The organism is Burkholderia sp. SRS-25, from assembly GCF_004343765.1.
Taxonomy (GTDB): Bacteria; Pseudomonadota; Gammaproteobacteria; order Burkholderiales; family Burkholderiaceae; genus Burkholderia; species Burkholderia contaminans.
The window spans coordinates 58405-80734 of sequence record NZ_PTXM01000029.1 but is presented as its reverse complement, the minus strand read 5'-3'; the positions used below and the strand labels follow the sequence as shown (position 1 = coordinate 80734).

At 66.9% G+C, this 22330-nt stretch carries 18 protein-coding genes; 13 read left to right on the top strand and 5 right to left on the bottom strand.

All coding sequences use genetic code 11. The features are described from left to right. The first annotated feature begins 126 nt into the window (after positions 1-126). From nudB to C5O79_RS33370, 7 genes are all read left to right on the top strand, one after another. Positions 127-621: a dihydroneopterin triphosphate diphosphatase gene (gene nudB, locus C5O79_RS33400; protein ID WP_046544446.1), complete on the top strand. Its 495-nt coding sequence runs from the start codon at positions 127-129 to the stop codon at positions 619-621. Further along, on the top strand, positions 618-1892 hold the full coding sequence (clsB, locus tag C5O79_RS33395; protein WP_047852205.1) for a cardiolipin synthase ClsB: 1275 nt from the start codon (positions 618-620) through the stop codon (positions 1890-1892). Before nudB ends, clsB begins: the two co-directional genes overlap by 4 nt. Before the next feature lie 200 nt (positions 1893-2092). After that, positions 2093-2692, top strand: a complete 600-nt coding sequence (locus C5O79_RS33390; RefSeq protein ID WP_006751498.1) for a TetR/AcrR family transcriptional regulator — start codon at positions 2093-2095, stop codon at positions 2690-2692. 58 nt (positions 2693-2750) lie between these two features. Then, positions 2751-4538: an acyl-CoA dehydrogenase C-terminal domain-containing protein gene (locus C5O79_RS33385; protein ID WP_021158420.1), complete on the top strand. Its 1788-nt coding sequence runs from the start codon at positions 2751-2753 to the stop codon at positions 4536-4538. Between the two features lie 118 nt (positions 4539-4656). Further along, complete coding sequence (locus tag C5O79_RS33380) at positions 4657-7092, top strand: 3-hydroxyacyl-CoA dehydrogenase/enoyl-CoA hydratase family protein (protein WP_046544448.1); 2436 nt, start codon at positions 4657-4659, stop codon at positions 7090-7092. Between the two features lie 27 nt (positions 7093-7119). Continuing rightward, positions 7120-8319 (top strand): acetyl-CoA C-acyltransferase, encoded by a 1200-nt coding sequence (locus C5O79_RS33375; RefSeq protein WP_039360089.1) that lies wholly within the window; start codon positions 7120-7122, stop codon positions 8317-8319. Between the two features lie 92 nt (positions 8320-8411). Further along, positions 8412-9179 carry an enoyl-CoA hydratase gene (locus C5O79_RS33370; protein WP_046544449.1) on the top strand — a complete coding sequence of 256 codons (768 nt, stop codon included), beginning with the start codon at positions 8412-8414 and terminating at the stop codon, positions 9177-9179. A 59-nt stretch (positions 9180-9238) separates the two neighbouring features. Here C5O79_RS33370 and fdhD read toward each other — a convergent pair whose 3' ends face one another. Then, positions 9239-10075: a formate dehydrogenase accessory sulfurtransferase FdhD gene (gene fdhD / locus C5O79_RS33365; RefSeq protein ID WP_046546240.1), complete on the bottom strand. Its 837-nt coding sequence runs from the start codon at positions 10073-10075 to the stop codon at positions 9239-9241. 121 nt (positions 10076-10196) lie between these two features. On the opposite strand from fdhD, the gene C5O79_RS33360 reads away from it, so the two are divergent. After that, the gene (locus C5O79_RS33360; RefSeq protein ID WP_046544450.1) at positions 10197-10679 is read left to right on the top strand and encodes a nitrate reductase associated protein; all 483 of its coding nucleotides are present in this window, start codon (positions 10197-10199) and stop codon (positions 10677-10679) included. 45 nt (positions 10680-10724) lie between these two features. Here the strand turns inward: C5O79_RS33360 and C5O79_RS33355 are convergent, their stop codons facing one another. Then, complete coding sequence (locus C5O79_RS33355; protein WP_034189011.1) at positions 10725-11120, bottom strand: acyl-CoA thioesterase; 396 nt, start codon at positions 11118-11120, stop codon at positions 10725-10727. A 173-nt stretch (positions 11121-11293) separates the two neighbouring features. Between C5O79_RS33355 and C5O79_RS33345 the strand changes: the two genes are divergently transcribed. Beyond that, complete coding sequence (locus C5O79_RS33345) at positions 11294-13165, top strand: ABC transporter ATP-binding protein/permease (protein WP_046546241.1); 1872 nt, start codon at positions 11294-11296, stop codon at positions 13163-13165. Positions 13166-13373: 208 nt separating this feature from the next. Here the strand turns inward: C5O79_RS33345 and murU are convergent, their stop codons facing one another. Further along, the gene (gene murU, locus C5O79_RS33340) at positions 13374-14093 is read right to left on the bottom strand and encodes an N-acetylmuramate alpha-1-phosphate uridylyltransferase MurU (protein WP_131932105.1); all 720 of its coding nucleotides are present in this window, start codon (positions 14091-14093) and stop codon (positions 13374-13376) included. 31 nt (positions 14094-14124) lie between these two features. Further along, positions 14125-15174, bottom strand: a complete 1050-nt coding sequence (locus C5O79_RS33335) for a phosphotransferase (protein ID WP_047852201.1) — start codon at positions 15172-15174, stop codon at positions 14125-14127. 223 nt (positions 15175-15397) lie between these two features. On the opposite strand from C5O79_RS33335, the gene C5O79_RS33330 reads away from it, so the two are divergent. From C5O79_RS33330 to rsmA, 4 genes are read left to right on the top strand one after another with little or no spacing between them, the layout of a single operon-like run. Then, complete coding sequence (locus tag C5O79_RS33330; RefSeq protein WP_046544453.1) at positions 15398-17758, top strand: LPS-assembly protein LptD; 2361 nt, start codon at positions 15398-15400, stop codon at positions 17756-17758. A gap of 51 nt (positions 17759-17809) precedes the next feature. After that, entirely contained in the window at positions 17810-19168 is a 1359-nt protein-coding gene (locus C5O79_RS33325; RefSeq protein ID WP_046544454.1) for a peptidylprolyl isomerase, read from the top strand. Between the two features lie 11 nt (positions 19169-19179). Beyond that, entirely contained in the window at positions 19180-20169 is a 990-nt protein-coding gene (pdxA, locus tag C5O79_RS33320) for a 4-hydroxythreonine-4-phosphate dehydrogenase PdxA (RefSeq protein WP_122474320.1), read from the top strand. 49 nt (positions 20170-20218) lie between these two features. Then, entirely contained in the window at positions 20219-21046 is an 828-nt protein-coding gene (rsmA, locus tag C5O79_RS33315) for a 16S rRNA (adenine(1518)-N(6)/adenine(1519)-N(6))-dimethyltransferase RsmA (protein ID WP_122474319.1), read from the top strand. A gap of 89 nt (positions 21047-21135) precedes the next feature. Here the strand turns inward: rsmA and C5O79_RS33310 are convergent, their stop codons facing one another. Next, a complete protein-coding gene (locus C5O79_RS33310; protein ID WP_122474318.1) occupies positions 21136-22071 on the bottom strand; it encodes a DMT family transporter in 936 nt (311 codons plus the stop codon). Between the last annotated feature and the right edge of the window lie 259 nt (positions 22072-22330).

Sequence of the window (22330 nt, the reverse complement as noted above, 5' to 3'; positions counted from 1 at the left end):
CGCACACGATGCACATGAAAAAGGCGCAGCGATGCGCCTTTTTCGTTTTTTGCGGTACAGTCGCAGCACTTGCCGCACGTTCGGAGCATTTGCCCTGCGCGCGGTCCTGTGCTGCATGAAACAAAGATGACGAAGCCGCCGAAAATCCCCGAATCCGTTCTCGTCGTGATCTACACGCCCGACCTCGATGTGCTCGTGATCAAGCGTGCCGACCAGCCTGATTTCTGGCAATCGGTGACCGGCTCGAAGGACGCGCTCGACGAGCCGCTCGCGCTCACCGCCGCGCGCGAAGTGGTCGAAGAGACCGGCATCGCAGTCGGCACGCCGGAAGTGCCGGCCAGTGCGCTCGTCGACTGGCGCCACAAGATCGAATACACGATCTATCCGCAATACCTGCACCGCTATGCGCCGGGTGTCACGCGCAATGTCGAGCACTGGTTCGGCCTATGCGTGCCGCATCGCGTCGACGTGACGCTGTCGCCGCGCGAGCATGTCGATCATGCGTGGCTGCCGTTCCGCGAGGCGGCCGCGCGCTGCTTCTCGCCGTCGAACGCCGAGGCGATCCTGCAACTGCCCGCGCGCGTGGCACTGTCGCGCGCGCCGCACGGCTCGTCCGCATGACGGCGGAAGCCCGCAAGCGCTTCGCGCAATTGCGGCAGATGTTCCTGCAGGAACGTGGTTCCGCGTCGCGGCTCGCCTTCACGTCGGGCAATACCGTGCGGTTGTGCGAAGGCGGCGGCGAGTTCTTCCGGGCGCTGATCGAGCGGATTGATGCCGCCCGCGAGCAGGTGATGCTCGAAACCTACATCTTCTGCGACGACGCGGCCGGACGGCCGGTGTCGGACGCGCTGATCCGCGCGGCGCAGCGCGGCGTGCGTGTGCGCGTGATCACCGACGGCATCGGCACGGCGCGCCTGCCGTTGTTCGATACGTGGGTGGCGGCCGGCGTCGAGCACTGCATCTACAACCGTTTCCTGTTCGGTCGCTTCGGCTTTTCGCGCACGCATCGCAAGCTCGCGGTGATCGATCATGCTGTCGCGTTCTGCGGCGGCATCAACATCATCGACGACTATGCGCAGGGCGGCGCCACGCTGCCGTTTCCGCGCTGGGATTTCGCCGTCGAGATGGCGGGGCCGGCAGTGTCCGACGTGCGTGCCGCGTTCGAACTGCAGTGGCACCGGATCATGTTCGGCCACAAGCCGTATGCGCAATACGCGGCCGGGCTGCATGGCGGCGAAGCATTTCCCGACATGTTCCGGCGCTGGATGCGCAGCCACCGGTGGGTCAAGGCCGGCGCGCTGCGGGTCGTGACGGAGCCGAGCGTCGCGTTCGTCGCGCGCGACAACGTCGTGAACCGCCGCGCGATCGAGAAGGCGTATCTCGCGGCGATCGGCCAGGCGCGCCAGCGGATCCTGCTCGCCAATCCGTACTTCATGCCGGGGCGCAAGCTGCGCCGTGCGCTGACGGGCGCCGCGCGACGCGGCGTCGACGTGCGGATCCTGATTGGCCGCAAGGAATTCGCGGCCCTCGATACGGCCGTGCCGTTCCTCTATCACGCGCTGCTGCGCGCGGGCGTGCGTGTGGCCGAATACGACAAGACGATGCTGCACGGCAAGGTGGCGGTGATCGACGACAACTGGGCGACGGTCGGCTCGTCGAACCTGGACGCGCTGAGCCTGATGTTGAACAATGAGGCGAATGTCGTGCTGGTGCGCTACGATGCTGTCACGAACGAACTGCGTGACGCGATCGCGGCCGCGTTCGCCGACGGCCGGGAAATCGACCCCGCCCGGTTCGCTGCGCGCCCGCGGATCGAGCGCATGCTGAACTGGCTCGCCTATACGGCGTATCGCCTCGTGATGAAGGCGCTGACGGTCGGTGGTTACGACTGACGAAGACTAAGCGTTCGCTTCAAAAAATCTGTCCGCACGTTCGTGCGGAAAAGCCGCTCCGGTCCCGCCGGAATCGCGCAAAATAGCGGCTCGGTTAGACACCGGTTTCTAATAATTTCCTTGTTTCGCGAGCGGCCGCACTCAATAATAGTACGGCCGTTCGATTTTATTCGAACCCCCGAACGGTTACAGAAATAGCTATGCGAAAAGGCGAACAGACGCGTGCCGCGATACTTGAAGCTGCTTTGGACCTCGCCAGCCGTGACGGGCTGGAGGGGCTGACGATCGGCCTGCTGGCCGAGCGCATGCAGATGAGCAAGAGCGGTGTGTTCGCGCACTTCGGATCGCGTGAAGACCTGCAGGTCGAGGTCGTCCGCGAGTATCACCATCGTTTCGAAAACGAGGTGTTCTTTCCGAGCCTGCGCGAGCCGCGAGGCTTGCCGCGCCTTCGGGCGATGCTGGCCCGCTGGACGGAGAAGCGCATCCAGGAGGTGACGACCGGATGCATCTACATCAGCGGTGCCGTCGAGTACGACGACCGGCCTGACAGCCCCGTGCGCGAACAGTTGATCGCAAGCGTGACGGCCTGGCGTGCCGCGATGCTGCGTGCCATTTCGCAGGCGAAGGAAGAAGGCCATCTGCGTGCGGATACGGATCCGGACCTGATGCTCTTCGAGTTGTACAGCTTCACGCTCGGCCTGCATCACGACGCACGCTTCCTGCATTCGCCGGACGCCGTGCGCCTCACGTGGGCCGCGCTGGAAAAGACGATTGTTTCGTATCAGAGCGAGAGCCGTTAGCGGCGCGTGATCCGCCCGCCAGGAGCTCGAGCCGTTTTGCCCACCTTTGGAGAGAGTCATGGGACAGTACGCCGCGCCGCTGCGCGACATGCAATTCGTGTTGCACGAGCTTCTGAACGTCGAAGCCGAAGTCAAGCAAATGCCCAAGCATGCGGACCTCGACGCCGACACGATCAACCAGGTCCTCGAGGAAGCGGGCAAGTTCTGCTCCGAGGTACTGTTCCCGCTGAACCAGGTCGGCGATCGCGAAGGCTGCACGTATGAAGGCGACGGCGTCGTGAAGACCCCGACCGGCTTCAAGGAAGCCTACCAGCAGTACGTCGAGGCCGGCTGGCCGGCGCTCGGCTGCGATCCGGACTACGGCGGCCAGGGCCTGCCCGCGTTCGTGAACAACGCGCTCTACGAAATGCTGAACTCGGCGAACCAGGCATGGACGATGTATCCGGGCCTGTCGCACGGCGCCTACGAGTGCCTGCACGCGCACGGCGCGCCGGAACTGCAGAAGCAATACCTGCCGAAGCTCGTGTCGGGCGAATGGACGGGCACGATGTGCCTGACCGAGCCGCACTGCGGCACCGACCTCGGCATCCTGCGCACCAAGGCCGAACCCAACGGCGATGGCTCGTACTCGATCAGCGGCACGAAGATCTTCATCTCGAGCGGCGAGCACGACATGTCGAAGAACATCATCCACCTCGTGCTCGCGCGCCTGCCGGACGCGCCGCAGGGCACGAAGGGGATCTCGCTGTTCATCGTGCCGAAGTTCATTCCGGACGCGTCGGGCGAACCGGGCGAGCGCAACGGTATCAAGTGCGGCTCGATCGAGCACAAGATGGGCATCCACGGCAACTCGACGTGCGTGATGAACCTCGACGGCGCGAAGGGCTGGATGGTCGGCGAGCCGAACAAGGGCTTGAACGCGATGTTCGTGATGATGAATGCCGCGCGCCTCGGCGTCGGCATGCAAGGCCTCGGCCTCACGGAAGTCGCGTACCAGAACTCGCTGACGTACGCGAAGGAACGCCTGCAGATGCGTTCGCTGACTGGCCCGAAGGCACCGGACAAGCCGGCCGACCCGATCATCGTGCACCCGGACGTGCGCCGCATGCTGCTCACGCAGAAGGCCTACGCCGAAGGCGCGCGCGCATTCACGTACTGGTCCGCGCTGCAGATCGACAAGGAACTGTCGCACGCTGACGAAGCGGTGCGCAAGGAAGCGGCCGACCTCGTCGCGCTGCTGACGCCGATCATCAAGGCGTTCCTGACCGACAACGCATTCGAGTCGACCAACCACGCGATGCAGATTTACGGCGGCCACGGCTTCATCTCCGAGTGGGGCATGGAGCAGTACGTGCGCGACGCGCGGATCAACATGATCTACGAAGGCACGAACTCGATCCAGTCGCTCGACCTGCTGGGCCGCAAGGTGCTCGGCGACATGGGCGCGAAGCTGAAGAAGTTCGGCAAGCTCGTCACGGAATTCGCGGAAGCCGAAGGCGTGAAGCCGGAAATGGCCGAGTTCATCAACCCGCTCGCCGACATCGGCGACAAGGTGCAGAAGCTGACGATGGAAATCGGCATGAAGGCGATGCAGAACCCGGACGAAGTCGGCGCCGCAGCCGTGCCGTACCTGCGCACCGTCGGCCATCTGGTGTTCTCGTACTTCTGGGCGCGCATGGCGCGCCTCGCACTCGACAAGGAAGCGTCGGGCGATCCGTTCTACAAGTCGAAGCTCGCGACGGCGCGTTTCTACTTCGCCCGCCTGCTGCCCGAGACGGCGTCGACGATCCGCGCCGCGCGCGCCGGCTCGAAGACGATGATGGAAGTCGACGAATCGCTGTTCTGACGCGAGTCCGGGCGGGGCGCGCCGCGCGCCGCGCCGCCCGAGCGCAACGGTTCCTGGTACTCACTTCGCCGTGCAGCCCTCACATTCCGCGCTGCACGACACTATCCGGAGACATCCCGTGAGCAATTTCCTGATTCGCAAGGTCGCCGTGCTGGGCGCCGGCGTGATGGGCGCGCAGATCGCCGCGCACCTCATCAACGCGCGCGTGCCGGTGCTGCTGTTCGACCTGCCGGCCAAGGAAGGCCCGAAAAACGCGATCGCGCTGAAGGCGATCGAGAACCTGAAGAAGCTGTCGCCCGCACCGTTCGGCGTGAAGGACGACGCAAAGTACCTCGAAGCAGCGAACTACGAAGACGACATCGCGAAACTCGCCGAGTGCGACGTCGTGATCGAGGCGATCGCCGAGCGGATGGACTGGAAGCACGACCTGTACAAGAAGGTCGCACCGCACATCGCACCGAACGCGATCTTCGCGACCAACACGTCGGGCCTGTCGATCACGAAGCTGTCCGAAGGTTTCTCGGACGAGCTGAAGTCGCGCTTCTGCGGCGTGCACTTCTTCAACCCGCCGCGCTACATGCACCTCGTCGAGCTGATCCCGACCGCGCATACGCGTCCGGAGATCCTCGACCAGCTCGAGACGTTCCTGACGAGCATCGTCGGCAAGGGCGTCGTGCGCGCGAAGGATACGCCGAACTTCATCGCGAACCGCGTCGGCATCTTCTCGATCCTCGCGGTGATCACCGAGGCCGCGAAGTTCGGCCTGCGCTTCGACGAAGTCGACGACCTGACGGGCAGCCGCCTCGGCCGCGCGAAGTCGGCGACGTTCCGCACCGCGGACGTGGTCGGCCTCGACACGATGGCGCACGTGATCAAGACGATGCAGGACAACCTCGCCGACGATCCGTTCTTCCCGGTCTACCAGACGCCTGCCGTGCTCGCCGAACTGGTGAAGCAGGGTGCGCTCGGCCAGAAGACGGGCGGCGGTTTCTACAAGAAGGAAGGCAAGGCGATCAAGGTGCTCGACGCGAAGACGGGCACCTACGTGGATTCGGGCGCGAAGGCGGACGAAACCGTCGGTCGCATCCTGAAGCGTCCGCCGGCGGAACGCCTGAAGCTGCTGCGTGAAACGGACCATCCGCACGCGCAGTTCCTGTGGTCGATCTTCCGCGACGTGTTCCACTACATCGGCGTGCATCTCGAATCGATCGCCGACAATGCGCGCGACGTCGACCTCGCGATCCGCTGGGGCTTCGGCTGGAACGAAGGCCCGTTCGAAGGCTGGCAGGCAGCCGGCTGGAAGCAGGTCGCCGAGTGGGTGCAGGAAGACATCGCGGCCGGCAAGGCGCTCGCGAACGTGCCGCTGCCGTCGTGGGTGCTCGAAGGCGCGGTTGCAGAAAAGGGCGGCGTGCACACGGCCGAAGGCTCGTGGGCGCCGGCGGCGAAGCGCTTCGTGCCGCGTTCGGACCTCGCGGTCTACGACAAGCAGGTGTTCCGCGCGCCGCTGCTCGGCGAAGCCGGTGCCGATCCGAAGACGTACGGCAAGACGTTGTTCGAGACCGATGCGGTGCGTGCGTGGGTCGATGACCGTGCGGGTGAAGACGATGTCGTGATCGTGTCGTTCAAGTCGAAGATGAACACGATCGGACCGAGCGTGATCGACGGCCTCGTGCAGGCCATCGAACTCGCGGAGAAGGACTACAAGGGCGTGGTGATCTGGCAGCCGACGTCGCTGAAGCTCGGCACGCCGGGCGGCCCGTTCTCGGCCGGCGCGAACCTCGAAGAGGCGATGCCCGCGTTCATGATGGGCGGCGCGAAGGGCATCGAGCCGTTCGTGAAGAAGTTCCAGGAAGGCATGCTGCGCGTGAAGTACGCGAACGTGCCGGTCGTCGCAGCCGTGTCGGGCATCGCGCTCGGCGGCGGGTGCGAGCTGATGCTGCACAGCGCGAAGCGTGTCGTGCACGTCGAGAGCTACATCGGTCTCGTCGAAGTGGGCGTCGGCCTCGTGCCGGCGGGCGGCGGCCTGAAGGAAGCGGCGCTGCGTGCAGCGGACGCCGCAACGGCCGCGAACGCGACCACCGACATCCTGAAGTTCGTCACGAAGTCGTTCGAGAACGCGGCGATGGCGAAGGTGTCGGCGTCCGCGCACGATGCCCGTGCGATGGGCTACGTGAAACCGTCCGACACGATCATCTTCAACGTGTTCGAACTGCTCGACACCGCGAAGAAGGAAGCGCGCGCGCTGGCCGCAACCGGCTACCGTGCACCGCTGCGCGCGAAGGACGTGCCGGTCGCAGGCCGCTCGGCGATCGCGACGATCAAGGCATCGCTCGTCAACATGCGTGACGGCCGCTTCATCAGCGACCACGACTACCTGATCGCGAGCCGCATCGCCGAAGCCGTGTGCGGCGGCGACGTCGAAGCCGGCAGCCTGGTCGACGAGCAGTGGCTGCTCGCGCTGGAGCGCCGTGCGTTCGTCGAGCTGCTCGGCACGCAGAAGACGCAGGAACGGATCATGGGCATGTTGCAGACCGGCAAGCCGGTGCGTAACTGAGCGAGCGGATAAGGCAAGGAGTCTCAAATGAGCAAACAATTGCAAGACGCATACATCGTCGCCGCCAGCCGCACGCCGATCGGCAAGGCCCCGCGCGGTGTCTTCAAGAACACGCGCCCGGACGAGCTGCTGGTCCACGCGCTCAAGTCGGCGGTGGCGCAGGTGCCCGGCTTCGATACGAAGCTGATCGAAGACGCGATCATCGGCTGCGCGATTCCGGAGGCCGAGCAGGGTCTGAACGTCGCGCGCATGGGCGCGCTGCTCGCGGGCCTGCCGCAGACGGTCGGCGGCGTGACGGTCAACCGCTTCTGCGCGTCGGGCATCACGGCGCTGGCGATGGCGGCCGACCGCATCCGCGTCGGCGAATCGGACGCGATCTTCGCGGGCGGCTGCGAATCGATGAGCATGGTGCCGATGATGGGCAACAAGCCGTCGATGTCGCCGCACATCTTCGATCGCAACGAAGACTTCGGCATCGCGTACGGGATGGGCCTGACCGCCGAGCGTGTCGCGGAACAGTGGAAGGTGAGCCGCGAAGACCAGGACGCGTTCTCGGTCGAGTCGCACCGCAAGGCGCTTGCCGCCCAGCAGGCGGGCGAGTTCAACGACGAGATCGCCGCGTATACGATCACCGAGCGTTTCCCGAACCTCGCGACCGGTGAAGTCGACGTGAAGACGCGTGAGATCAAGCTCGACGAAGGTCCGCGCGCGGATACGTCGATCGAAGGTCTCGCGAAGCTGCGCACGGTGTTCGCGAACAAGGGCTCGGTCACGGCCGGCAACAGCTCGCAGACGTCGGACGGCGCGGGCGCGCTGCTCGTCGTGTCGGAGAAGGTGCTCAAGGAGTTCAACCTGACGCCGCTCGCGCGCTTCGTGAGTTTCGCGGTGCGTGGCGTGCCGCCGGAAATCATGGGCATCGGTCCGAAGGAAGCGATTCCGGCCGCGCTGAAGGCCGCCGGCCTGAAGCAGGACGATCTCGACTGGATCGAGCTGAACGAAGCGTTCGCCGCGCAATCGCTGGCGGTGATGCGCGATCTCGGCCTCGACCCGTCGAAGGTCAACCCGATGGGCGGTGCGATCGCACTCGGCCATCCGCTCGGCGCGACCGGCGCGATCCGCGCGGCGACCGTCGTGCACGGCCTGCGCCGCCGCAACCTGAAGTACGGGATGGTCACGATGTGCGTCGGCACCGGCATGGGCGCCGCGGGCATCATCGAACGCCTGTAAGCGGAGCACGACGACAAGCTACGACGGTGCGCGGGCCACGAGCTCGCGCACCGTTTTTTCATTCCGATAGAGGAAAGTCAAAGGAGACGGTTGTGGCCGAAATTCAAGTGGAACGCGCCGATGGCGTGATGACGATCACGATCGCGCGCCCGGCGAAGAAGAACGCGCTGACGGCGGCGATGTACCAGACGATGGCCGACGCACTCGCCGAAGCGCAGGAAGACAAGGCGGTTCGCGTGATCCTGGTGCGCGGTGGCGACGGCAACTTCACCTCAGGGAACGATCTCGAGGATTTCCTGAAGTCGCCGCCGAAGGACGACACCGCTCCGGTGTTCCAGTTTCTCGCGCGGATCAGCAGCGCGAGCAAGCCGATCGTGGCCGCCGTGCCGGGCCTGGCGATCGGCGTCGGCGTGACGATGCTGCTGCACTTCGATCTGGTCTACGCGGCCGACACCGCGACGTTCTCGCTGCCGTTCACGCAGCTCGGGCTGTGCCCGGAAGCCGCGTCGAGCGTGCTGCTGCCGCGTCTGGCCGGCCATCAGGTCGCGGCGGAGAAGCTGCTGCTCGGCGAAGCGTTCGACGCGCTGGAAGCGCACCGGATCGGCATCGTCAACCGCGTGCTGCCGGCGGCCGAGCTCGACGCGTTCGCGGCGAAGCAGGCGGCAAAGCTCGCGGCGCTGCCGGCGGCATCGCTGCGTGTGACGAAGGCGCTGCTGAAGGATACGGGCGGCGTGGCGACGCAGGCGCGGATGGCCGAGGAAGCGGGCCACTTCGCCACGATGCTGCGCGCGCCGGAAGCGCGCGAGGCGATGACGGCGTTCTTCGAGAAGCGCAAGCCGGATTTCCGTCAGTTCGACTGACCGTCTGACGGAGCAGGGCACGCCGGCAGCGGACTGCCGGCGCGCGCCCGCGATCGCGATCAGGCCGTGCCGTAGTCGACGTGGCCGGTTTCGCGGCAGAAGCTGACGAGCCGCAAGCCGGCCGCTTTCGCGATTTCGATCGCGAGCGACGACGGCGCGGAGATCGTCGCCACCAGCGGGATGCCGACCCGTGCGGCCTTGCGCACGAGCTCGTAGCTCGCGCGGCTCGACAGGAACACGAAGCCGTCGGTCGCGTCGGCGCGCGACAGCACGAGCGAGCCGATCAGCTTGTCGAGTGCGTTATGGCGGCCGACGTCCTCGAAGGCCGTCCGGATCGCGCCTGTTGCGTCGCACCACGCGGCCGCATGCAGGCCGCCCGTGAGCCGCGTGAGTGCCTGGTGAACCGGCAGCGCCTGCGCCGCGCGTGTCAGCGCGTCGGGTGCGAGGCGTGCGAGAAAGCCCGTATCGGGCACGCGTTCGGGCGCGAGGTCGAGCAGGTCGATGCTTTCGATCCCGCAGACGCCGCAGCCGGTACGCCCCGCGAGCGCGCGGCGCCGGTCCTTCAGCGCGGCGAACGCCTGCTGGACGACCTCCAGGTGGACTTCTGCATGCGGCAGCGGCGCGTCGGCGTGCAGGATCACCTCGATGTCCTTGATGTCGCTGCCGCGCTCGACGATCCCTTCCGAGATCGCGAAACCGACTGCGAACGCTTCGAGGTCGCACGGCGTACACATCATCACCGCATGCGAGATGCCGTTGAAGACGAGCGCGACGGGCCATTCCTGGCCCACGTAGTCGTGTGCGGTTTCGACGACACCGCCGCGCGTGCGGCGCACGGACAATTCGATCGCGCCGCGCGGTTCGTCGCGCAGGTCGCCGGATTCGGTCGGATTCACGAGCACTCCCGTTGATTCGGCGCGCGGGCGGCGGCAATCGTGTCCGCCGCCCGCGCGCAGAGGTTCTAAAATACCTCAGGCAAGCCGGCCGCGCCGGTATCCGCCACATCAGGTAACGATCATGGGACTCAGCGACGCTCCACTGCTATTCGCCTTCGAACACGATTCGTCGGAAAACTTCACGTACATCCCGATGATCGTGCGTTTCAATCTCGACCGTTTCGGTCTGCGGATTTCACTGGAGCAGTGGCAGTTGCTGCCGCTCGAGGACCGCAAGCTGCTCGCGCGCTTTCCGGCCGACGACGACACCGCGATCGAGCCCAACTTCGATCACGCGCTGTTCGAAATGCTGCGCACGCACGCGGATCTGGAGCCATCGTGGTTCCAGCCGGACGAGCAGCCGACCTGGCGCGCCACCGACATCGTGCCGGAGTCGCTCGTGCAGCAGAGTGCGCTGGCCGGGCTGACGGCGCCCGAGCTCGCGCAGTGGCAGCGTCTCGCGCCGTTCCAGCGCTACGTGCTGGTGAAGCTGTCGCGCAAGCCGAAGCTGAACCACGATTTCCTGCCCGCGATGCGCGAGTTCGGGCTGACGGCCACGCACTGAAGCGGCCGAAGGCAGGGGGAAGCGCCGCCGCGCGGCGCTCGCCCGTCAGAGCGGCGGCAGTTGCCGCGGCTTGCGGTCGGTGCCGGTCGCGACGTAGGTGAGCGTCGCTTCGGTGACCTTCACGACCTCGCCCATCAGGCGCATGCGCTGCGCGTACACCTCGACGTCGACCGTGATCGACGTGTTGCCGGTACGCATGATGGTCGCGTAGAAGCTCAGCAGATCGCCGACGAATACCGGCTGCTTGAACACGAACGAGTTGACCGCGACCGTCGCGACGCGACCGTTCGCGCGCTGGCTCGCGGGGATCGAGCCGGCGATGTCGACCTGCGACATGATCCAGCCGCCGAACACGTCGCCGTGGACGTTCGCGTCGTGCGGTTGCGGGACGACGCGCAGCGCGGGCTGCTTTTGCGGGAGTTCGAGGGTCGAATCGGTCATGGCGGGGGCTTTCATCCTGTAATAAATACGCCGCCGCGCGCAGGCCGGCCGGCGAGGGCGCCGGCAGCGGCGCGAAGCGGCTTCTGCGACAATACAACGTTCACAAATTGTACGAGAAAGTGAGCGAGCCGGCCGCCGATGCACGCGCCCGGCACCGCCGCCGATCCTCCCCCATGCGCCGATTTCCTGCTTCCGGCGAGCCCGCGCCGGCTTCCACCGGGCCCCGCAACGACTGGCAAACCATCCGGTCGCTGCTGCCGTACCTGACCACCTACAAATGGCGCGTCGCGCTCGCGCTCGGCTGCCTGATCGGTGCGAAGGTCGCGAACCTCGGCGTGCCGGTCGTGATGAAGCGCATCGTCGACCACCTGTCCTACGTCCAGCAGATCACCGCGATCGGCCGCGCCGAACAGTCGGCCGGCATCGTGCTCGCGGGCGGCGTGGGGTTGCTGGTCGTTGCGTATGCGCTCGTGCGGCTGTCGACGTCGCTCTTTACCGAGCTGCGCGAGATCCTGTTCTCGAAGGTCACCGAGAGTGCGGTGCGCCAGCTCGCGCTGCAGGTGTTCCGGCACTTGCACGGGCTGTCGCTGCGGTTTCACCTGGAGCGCCAGACCGGCGGCATGTCGCGCGACATCGAGCGCGGCACGCGCGGCATCCAGCAGCTGATTTCGTATTCGCTGTACAGCATCCTGCCGACGCTCGTCGAGGTCGGGCTCGTGCTCGGCTTCTTCGTGGTCAAGTACGAGGCCTATTACGCGTACGTGACGTTCGCGGCGCTGGTCACGTACATCGTGTTCACGGTGAAGGTCACCAACTGGCGCACGCATTTCCGCCGCACGATGAACGAACTCGATTCGCGCGCGAACTCGCGGGCGATCGATTCGCTGATCAACTACGAGACGGTCAAGTATTTCGGCAACGAGGAGTGGGAAGCGCAGCGCTACGACGAGAACCTGAAGCGCTACCGGAAGGCCGCGATCCGTTCGCAGAACTCGCTGTCGGTGCTGAACTTCGGCCAGCAGGCGATCATCGGCACGGGGCTCGTGTTCATCCTGTGGCGCGCGACGCAGGGCGTGCTCGCGGGCAAGCTGACGCTCGGCGATCTGGTGCTGATCAACACGTTCATGCTGCAGCTGTACATCCCGCTGAACTTCCTCGGCGTCGTCTATCGCGAGCTGAAGCAGAGCCTCACCGACATGGATCGCATGTTCGGGCTGCTGTCGGCCGCGAAGGAAGTGGCCGACCTGCCCGATGCGCGGCCGCTTGCGGTCGCCGGCGCGCAGGTGCGCTTCGAGCACGTGAATTTCGCGTACGAGCCGGCGCGGCAGATCCTGCACGACGTGTCGTTCACGATCGACGCGGGCACGACGACCGCGGTGGTCGGCCACAGCGGCTCCGGGAAGTCGACGCTGTCGCGGCTGCTGTTCCGCTTCTACGATCTCGACCGGCAGGCGGGCGGTGCGATCCGGATCGACGGCCAGGACATCCGCGACGTCACGCAGGACTCGCTGCGCGCGTCGATCGGGATCGTGCCGCAGGACACCGTGCTGTTCAACGACTCGATCTACTACAACATCGCGTACGGCCGGCCGACCGCGACCCGCGACGAGGTGATCGCGGCCGCGCGCGCCGCGCACATCCACGATTTCATCGAAAGTTTGCCGAAGGGTTATGACACGCCGGTCGGCGAGCGCGGGCTGAAGCTGTCGGGTGGCGAGAAGCAGCGCGTCGCGATCGCGCGCACGCTGTTGAAGAACCCGCCGGTGCTGCTGTTCGACGAAGCGACGTCGGCGCTCGATTCGCGCTCGGAGCGCGCGATCCAGCACGAACTCGACCAGATCGCGCGGCATCGCACGACCCTCGTGATCGCGCACCGGCTGTCGACGGTCGTGCACGCGCAGCAGATCCTGGTGATGGACCACGGGCGGATCGTCGAGCGCGGCACGCACGACGAACTCGTGCGCGCCGACGGGTTGTATGCGCAGATGTGGGCGCTGCAGCAGCAGCGCGCGGCGGCGGGCGGGGAAGAGGCGGAGGCGGCGTGAGCGGTGGGGCTGCGCGTGGAGGCGCGCAGCGGGAAGGGGCCGTGCTGGATGGGCGGGAGTCGGGCCGCATGATGGTCTGGCAAGCGTGAGGCCTGCCGATCAGTCGGACGATCAATCAAGCGAACCCAGCCGGGGCGCCGGTCAGCCAACTCGCCAACCATTCAGCTAACCGACGAGGCGATCGATCGCCCGGGGCCCCATCAGCCGGTCACTCCGCAGCGCGCAGCCGCGCATCAAGCTCGCCGAGCTGCGCGGGCGTGCCGATGTTCTCCCAGACACCTTCATACAGTTCGCCGCTCGCGCGGCCGGCCTCGATCGCCGCGCGATAGTACGGCGTCAGCGCGCGCCGCGTACCGGGTGCGAGATCGCGGAACATCCGTGTGTCGTACAGGCCGATGTTGCCGAACGTGAAGCGCGCGGCGCCGTCGAGCGCAAGGCAGCCGTCGTCGCCGAGCGCGAAGTCGCCGGCCGGATGGAACGGCGGGTTCGGCACCATCACGAGGTGCATCGCCGGCGCGTCGAGCGCGGCCATCCGGGCGGCGTGGGGCGCGAGCATCCGGTAGTCGAATGCGCAGTACACATCGCCGCTGACGGCCGCGAATACTGTTGACTGCCCGTCGCGCTCGAGCAGCGGCAACGCCTGCGCGATGCCGCCCGCGGTTTCCAGCGCTTCGCCTTCGGCCGAATACACGAGCCGCACGCCCCAGGGCGAACCGTCGCCGAGCGCGGCCTCGATCTGCTCGCCGAGCCATGCGTGGTTGATCACGATCGTGTCGATGCCCGCGCGCGCGAGCGCTTCGATTTGCCACACGATCAGCGGCTTGCCGCCCGCTTCGAGCAGCGGCTTCGGGCGGGTGTCGGTGAGCGGGCGCATCCGTTCGCCGCGCCCGGCGGCGAAGATCATCGCCGTGGTCAAGGTGTTGCTCATGTTCGGCCGGGTGTCAGGAGAGTCGGAACGATCAGAACGTATAGCCCACGTCGGCCGGCGCGTTGCCCTCGAGCTCGTCGAGCAGCTTCGCGAACGGCACGAGCGGGCGATAGCGCAGCGCGACCTTGCGCGCATACGCGATGAAGCGCGGCAGGTCGTTCAGGTAGTGCGGCTTGCCGTCGCGATAATTGATGCGCGCGAACAGGCCGAGCACCTTGATGTGGCGCTGCAGCCCCATCCATTCGAGCTGGCGGTAGAACTCGCCGAAATCGGGGTCGACCGGCAGGCCGGCCTTTTTTGCCTTTTCCCAGTAGTACGCGAAGCAGTCGAGTTCGAACTCCTCGTCCCAGCTGATGAACGCGTCGCGCAGCAGCGACACGACGTCGTACGTCAGCGGTCCGTAGACAGCGTCCTGGAAATCGAGGATGCCCGGGTTCGGCTCGCACACCATCAGGTTGCGCGGCATGAAGTCGCGCAGCATGAACCCTTGCGGCTGCGTGTGCGCGCTGGCGACCAGCAGCGCGAAGGTGCGGTCGAGCGTGCCGCGCATCGCGTCGGTGACGGGCTTGCCGAGGTGGCGGCCGACGAACCATTCGGGCATCAGCTCCATCTCGCGGCGCAGGAATGCCTCGTCGAACGGCGGCAGCACGTCGGGCTTCGACGTGAGCTGGAAGCGGATCAGCGCGTCGAGTGCCGCGCGCATCGGCGGTTTCGCGGCGGCCGGGTCGGCCGGGTCGAGCACCGAGATGTACGACGTGCGGCCGAGATCGGTCACGAGCATGAAGCCCGCGTCGAAATCGTGGGCCAGCACGTCCGGCACGTGGTCGCCGGCCGCGGCCAGCAGTTGCGCGACCTGGACGAATTCACGGCACTTTTCGGGCGGCGGCGCGTCGACGGCGATCAGCGTGCCGCCGGCGCTGGTGGCCGACGCGACACGGAAATAGCGGCGGAAACTGGCGTCCGACGAGGCGGGTGCGAGGGTCGACAGGTCGAGCGCATGGCGTTCGGCGAGCGGGCGCAGCCACGCGGTGAGCGCTTCGAGGCGGGCGTCGGGCTGGGATGCGGCGGATGGGGGCGTCATGAAACTCGGAGGAGGGGGGAACGTCTTGCCATATAATACCCCACGACTTTTTTGACGCGCCCCGCGTCAGCTTTCCGCCGTGCAGGCCCGCCGCCTGTCGCGCGGTCGCCCGAACGCCTCCCCGGTTTGCGCTCAGCCGCAGTCGCGGTGCGACGGTGCGGCCCGCCGCGCGCGAATGTGCCGCGACGGCGCGGTTGACAAGGGGCGATTCGCCAAACGATAGATGCCGCCCAAACCGCTATTCCCGAATGTTTTCCCCGGTGACGGGGCGCCGCGCAAACGGCGGCTCGCGCTCGCACTCCTGGCCGTGCCCGGCCTCGTGCCGGCCGTGTCGTACGCGCAGCTGTCGGGCGCGGCCGCGCAGCCGCAGCCGCTCGACTCGCCGTGGGATCTGCGTCTCGCGCCCCAGCTCGAGGATCATCCGCTGAAGGACGGCGCGAAGCCGGCCGCCTTCGTGATCGCCGACCACACGAGCGGCACGGCCGAGCAGGATCTCGCTGCAAAGGGTTCGGCCGAGCTCCGGCGCGGTGACGCTGTCGTGAAGGCCGACGCGATCCACTACGATCAGGATACCGACATGGCCGATGCGTACGGCCAGGTCAGGATCAACAATTCCGGCACGTCGTTCGCGGGCCCCGAGGCGCACCTGAAGATCGAGGCGAGCCAGGGCTTCATGACGGCGCCGAAGTATCACTTCAACATGACGGGTGGCTCGGGCAGCGCGGAACGCGTCGACATGGTCGACAACGAGCGCTCGGTGTTCGTCAACGGCACCTACACCGCGTGCCAGTGCTCGACGAATCCCGCGTGGTACATCAAGGGCAGCCGCTTCGACTTCGATACGGGCGCCGACGAAGGCACGGCGCGCAACGGCGTGCTGTTCTTCCAGGGCGTGCCGATCTTCGCAAGCCCGTGGATGACGTTCCCGCTGTCGGGCGAGCGGCGCAGCGGCCTGCTGCCGCCGACGTTCGCGATGAACTCGAGCAACGGGTTCGAACTGTCGCTGCCTTACTACTTCAACATCGCGCCGAACCGCGACCTGACGCTCACGCCGCGCATCATCTCGCGGCGCGGCGTGATGACCGAGGCGACGTTCCGCTACCTGTCGCCGTCGTATTCGGGCACGTTTACGGCCAACTATCTGCCGGATGACCGGCTCGCGCACCGCAACCGCTACGCGATCTACTGGCAGCACCAGCAGAATTTCGGCGGTGGCTTCGGCGGCTACGTCTACTTCAACAAGGTCTCGGACAACACGTATCCCGAAGACCTCGGGTCGTCGAACCAGTTCATCAACGGGACGCAGACGCTGTACCAGCAGGAAGCGGGCCTCACGTACAACAACGGCCCATGGTCGGTGCTCGCGCGCTACCAGCACTGGCAGACGCTGCCGCCGTCGATTGCGCCGTACAGCCGCGAGCCGCAGTTGAACGTGAAGTACACGAAGTACAACGTCGGCGGCTTCGACTTCGGCGCGGAAGCCGATTATTCGCGGTTCCGCATCACGACCGCCGATGCGACCCAGGGCGACCGGATCGTCTTCAACCCGTACATTGCGTACGGCGTGTATGGCCCGGGCTACTTCGTCGTGCCGAAGGTCCAGTACCACTTCGCGTCGTACGACCTGAACTACCTGTCGTCGAGCACGCCGAACAATCCGAAGCGCTTCACCGAGTCTATCCCGACCGTGAGCTTCGATTCGGGCCTGATCTTCGACCGCTCGGTACGCCTGTTCGGCCAGGATTTCATCCAGACCCTCGAGCCGCGCCTGTACTACGTGTACACGCCATATCGCGACCAGTCGAACGCGCCGCTGTTCGACACCGCGGAGTCGGACTTCGGCCTCGCGGAGATCTACCAGCCGAACACGTTCGTCGGCAACGACCGGATCGCCGATGCGAACCGGATCACGGCGGGGCTCACGTCGCGCTTCATCGACCCGCGCACCGGCGACGAGCGCGCGCGTTTCGTGATCGCGCAGCAGTACTACTTCGCTGATCAGCGCGTCACGCTGACTCCCGGCCAGAGCGCCGTGCTGGCGCGCCACTCGGACCTGATCGTCGGCGCCGCGCTGAAGCTCGGCTCGGGCTTCATGTCGGAGACGGCGTTCCAGTACAACCAGAACAACAACCAGCTCGTGAAGTCGAGCGTCGGTTTCGGCTACAGCCCGGGCGAGCGCCGCGTGATCAACGTCGGCTACCGCTACACGCGATCGAACACCACGCTCGACAACCAGCCGATCAACCAGTTCCTGGTGTCCGCGCAATGGCCGCTCACGCGCCGCCTGTATGCGATCGGCCGCTTCAACTATGACCTGGCCGGCGATCGCGTGGTCGACGGTCTGGTCGGCTTACAATACGACGCGGATTGCTGGGCGCTCGGGGTCGGGGTGCAGCGGGCCGCGAACGGCATCAATTCGTCGGGACAGCAGAACTCGTCGACGCGATTCATGATGCAGCTGACGCTCAAGGGCCTGTCGACCGTCGACAACGGCCTCGTGTCCGCATTCCGCGCCGGGGTGCCGGGCTACACGCCGCTGCCGCCGCCGCCGCCGCCGATGTCCCGCTTCAGCAACTACGAGTAACGCCGGCTTGTCTGCACCGGTCAGCACGATTTCAATGGAGTTCCAGTGGCAATGAAGAAAACCCTTCGTTTCGCGGCAGTCGTGTCCAGCCTCGCTGCGGCCTCCGCGCTGCTCGCCGCCGCGCCGGCCGCGGCGCAGGCGCTCGGTTCGCAAGGTGCGCAGCTCGCCGACGAAGTCGTCGCGGTCGTCAACAACGACGTGATCACGGGCCGCGAACTCGACCAGCGTGCCGGCCTGATCGCGCGCCGGCTGCAGCAGCAGAACGCACCCGTGCCGCCGACCGACCAGTTGCGCGCGCAGGTGCTGAACCAGATGGTGCTCGAGCGTATCCAGGTGCAGAAGGCCAAGGACGACGGGATCCGCATCGACGACGCGACCGTGCAGGCCACGCTGCAGCGCCTCGCGCAGGCGAACGGCATGACGCTCGAGCAATACCGCGCGCGTCTCGAGGCGCAAGGCGTGCCCTGGAGCATCTTCACGAGCGACGCGCGTACCGAACTGATGCTGTCGAAGCTGCGCGAGCGCGAAGTCGATGGCAAGATCACCGTGTCGGACGCCGAGGTCGCGAACTACATCGCGAGCCAGCGCGGGCCGAACGCGTCGCAACAGCAGGACCTGCGCTTCCAGCACATCTTCATCAAGGCGCCGACCAACGCGCCGCAGGCCGACATCGAAGCCGCGCAGAAGAAGGCTGACGCGTTGCTGCAGCAGGCGAAGTCGGGCGCCGATTTCGAGAAGCTCGCGAAGAACAATTCGGAAGCGAATGACGCGAAGAAGGGTGGCGACCTTGGCTTCAAGGCGCCGAGCGCGCTGCCGGCCGACGTCGTCGACGCCGCATCGAAGCTGCGCCCGGGCCAGGTCAACCCGACGCTGATCCGCGTGCCGGACGGCTTCGAGATCGTGCGTCTCGTCGATCGCCGCCAGAGCCAGGGCGCGACCGCCGCCGCACCGAAGATCGTCCAGACGCACGTTCGCCACATCCTGCTGCGCGTGGGCGAAGGCAAGTCGGAAGGCCAGGCGCGCCAGCAACTGGCCGACATCCGCAACCAGGTCGAGGCCGGCGGCGATTTCGCGAAGTTCGCGCGCACCTACTCGCAGGACGGTTCGGCGTCGCAAGGCGGCGATCTCGGCTGGATCAGCCCGGGCGAGACCGTGCCGGAATTCGAGCGCGCGATGAACAACCTGCAGGACGGCCAGATCAGCCAGCCGATCCGCACCGAGTACGGCTATCACCTGATCCAGGTGCTGAGCCGCCGCGAAGCGGAAGGTTCGGTGCAGCAGCAGATGGATATCGCGCGTCAGGCGATCGGCCAGCGCAAGGCCGAGCAGGCGTACGCCGACTGGCTGCGCGAGCTGCGCGATTCGTCGTACGTGCAGTACAAGATCGGCGGCGTCGGCCCGGCGAACTGAGCGAGCTTCGGATGACCACACCCGCGCTGCAGATCGCGATCACGACTGGCGAACCCGCGGGGGTCGGCCCGGAGCTGACCGTGCAGGCGCTGCGTGATGCCGCGCAGCGCTGGCCCGATGCGCATTTCACCGTGCTCGGCGATGCGGCGCTGCTCGACGCGCGTGCGGCGGCCGTCGGCGCCGACCGGGCCACGCTGGCCGGCAGCGGGCCGGTGTCGGTCGAGCATCACGCGCTCGCCGTGCCCGTGCAGGCGGGCAAGCTGGACGCCGCGAACGGCCCGTACGTGCTCGGGTTGCTCGACGCGGCGATCGACGGTGCGCTGGCAGGCCGGTACGATGCGATCGTCACCGCGCCGCTGCAGAAGAGCACCATCAACGATGCGGGCGTGCCGTTCACCGGCCATACCGAATACCTGGCGGAGCGCACGCGTACGCCGCGTGTCGTGATGATGCTGGCCGGTACCGGCCACAAGCCGCTGCGCGTCGCGCTCGCGACCACGCACCTGCCGCTGAAGGACGTATCGGCCGCACTCACGATCGACGGGCTCGTCGAGACACTCGCGATCATCGATCGCGACCTGCGGCGCGACTTCGGTCTGGCCGCGCCGCGCATTCTCGTGACGGGCCTGAACCCGCACGCGGGCGAGAATGGTTATCTCGGCCGCGAGGAGATCGACGTGATCGCGCCGGCGCTGGCGCGGGCGAACGCGCAGGGCATCGACGCGCGCGGCCCGTATCCGGCCGACACGCTGTTCCAGCCGCGCCATCTCGCGGACGCCGATTGCGTGCTCGCGATGTTCCATGACCAGGGTCTGCCCGTGCTGAAGTATGCGACGTTCGGCGAGGGCATCAACGTGACGCTCGGGCTGCCGATCATCCGCACGTCGGTCGATCATGGCACGGCGCTCGACCTGGCCGGCACGGGCCGCGCGGATCCGGGCAGCATGATCGCCGCACTCGACACGGCCGTCACGATGGCGCGCCATCGCCGTACGGCCTGACGCGGCCCGGCTTTACCTCATTCGTCGTATTTTTCGTTTTACTCAGTCGATGTCGAACAGCAGACAGCACCAAGGCCATTTCGCGCGCAAGCGCTTCGGGCAGAACTTCCTCGTCGATCACGGCGTGATCGACTCGATCGTCTCGACGATCGGCCCCGCGCGCGGCCAGCGCATGGTCGAGATCGGCCCCGGGCTCGGCGCGCTGACCGGGCCGCTGATCGAGCGCCTTGCGACGCCCGAGTCGCCGCTGCATGCGGTCGAGCTCGACCGCGACCTGATCGGGCGCCTGCAGCAACGCTTCGGCGCGCTGCTCGAACTGCACGCGGGCGACGCGCTCGCATTCGACTTCCGGTCGCTCGCGGCGCCCGGCGACAAGCCGTCGCTGCGGATCGTCGGCAACCTGCCGTACAACATTTCCAGCCCGCTGCTGTTCCACCTGATGACGTTCGCCGATGCGGTCATCGACCAGCATTTCATGCTGCAGAACGAAGTCGTCGAGCGGATGGTCGCGGAGCCGGGCACGAAGGCGTTTTCGCGGCTGTCGGTGATGCTGCAGTACCGCTACGTGATGGAGAAGATGCTCGACGTGCCGCCGGAATCGTTCCAGCCGCCGCCGAAGGTCGATTCGGCAATCGTCCGGATGATTCCGTACGAGCCGCACGAACTGCCGGACGTCGATCCCGTGCTGCTCGGCGAAGTCGTCACCGCCGCGTTCTCGCAGCGCCGCAAGATGCTGCGCAATACGCTCGGCGACTATCGCGAGACGATCGATTTCGACGCGCTCGGCTTCGATCTCGCGCGCCGCGCGGAGGATGTGAGCGTGGCTGAATACGTCGGCGTCGCGCAGGCGCTCGCGGCGGTGCGCAAGGCCGGTTGAGGCCGGACGCGCGAGCTGGACCGGACGGGAAGAAGAGGCCGCCCTGTGAGGCGGCCTTTTTTATTGCGCGTGCGGGTTGCGTCTGATCGTCATGCCCGCCTGCGCGGCGGCGCGTTGACGAGCGCGATGCCGGTCAGCACGAGCGCGGCCGCGGACATGAAGCGCCAGCCGACCGATTCGCCGAGCAGCAGCACGCCGAACGCGACGCCGAACAGCGGCGACAGGAACGTGAAGACGGACAGCCGTGACGCGCTGTAGCGCGTCAGCAGCCAGAACCACGACAGGTAGCTGACGAACGCGACGATCACCGATTGATACGCGAGGCTCGCCACGGCGATCGGTGTCACCTGCGCGAACGACACTTGCCCGAACAGGGCGGCAAGCGCGACCAGCACGACCGCGGATACCGCGAGCTGGTAGAACAACGTTTTGCTTGCACTTGCCCGAGCGAGCGCCGTCGAGCGCACGACGACCGTCGTCGCAGCCCACATCGCGCCGCCGAGGATCCCGAGCGCGTCGCCGGCGAGCCCGGCCAGGACCGATGCGCCGGCGGCGCGCGGCTTCAGGAAACCGTCGGCGAATGCGAGCGCGATGCCGGCGAATGCCAGGCCGACGCCGGCCCACTGCGTGCGCTGCAACCGCTCGCCCGGTGCGAACAGATGCAGGCCGAGCGCGGTGAAGCAGGGCGCCGTGTACAGGAAGATCGCCATATGCGACGCACTCGTCAGCGTCAGTCCGAAGAACACGCAGATGAATTCGCCTGCGAACAGCGCCCCGGCTGCGAGGCCCGCGCCGAACGTGCCGTCCGCCTGGAACAGCGGCGTACCGCGCGAGCGGGCCCAGCCCCACAGCAGCACCGCCGCGATCACCGAGCGCAGCCCGGCCTGGAACATCGGTGCGATTGCCGCGTTCGTGCTCTTGATCGCGACTTGCTGAAAGCCCCAGATCGCGCATAGCAACAGCATCAGGCCGACGGCGCGCGTGTCGAGCGCGCGGCGCGCGGGGGTGGCGGCGAGTGTGGTCATCGGCGAACCTCGCCGGTTCGGTACGGCGGCTGCGGGTTCGGGAAGGGCGCGCATCCGGCGCGCTCGAATCGGCGGTTTCGCACGGCAGTGTGACTGTCTCGGGGAGGGGTGGTCGCGTTCGGGCAGTGGGTCGCATGCCCGCTTTTGGTGCGAGGTGGAAGGATGTTACCCGATCGGCGCAGTAGCCGGGCGAGCCGGATCGTGCCGCTTGCCGTCGTTATGCTTGCGCCGGTTGGTGCCGACGAATCGTATTGGCGCA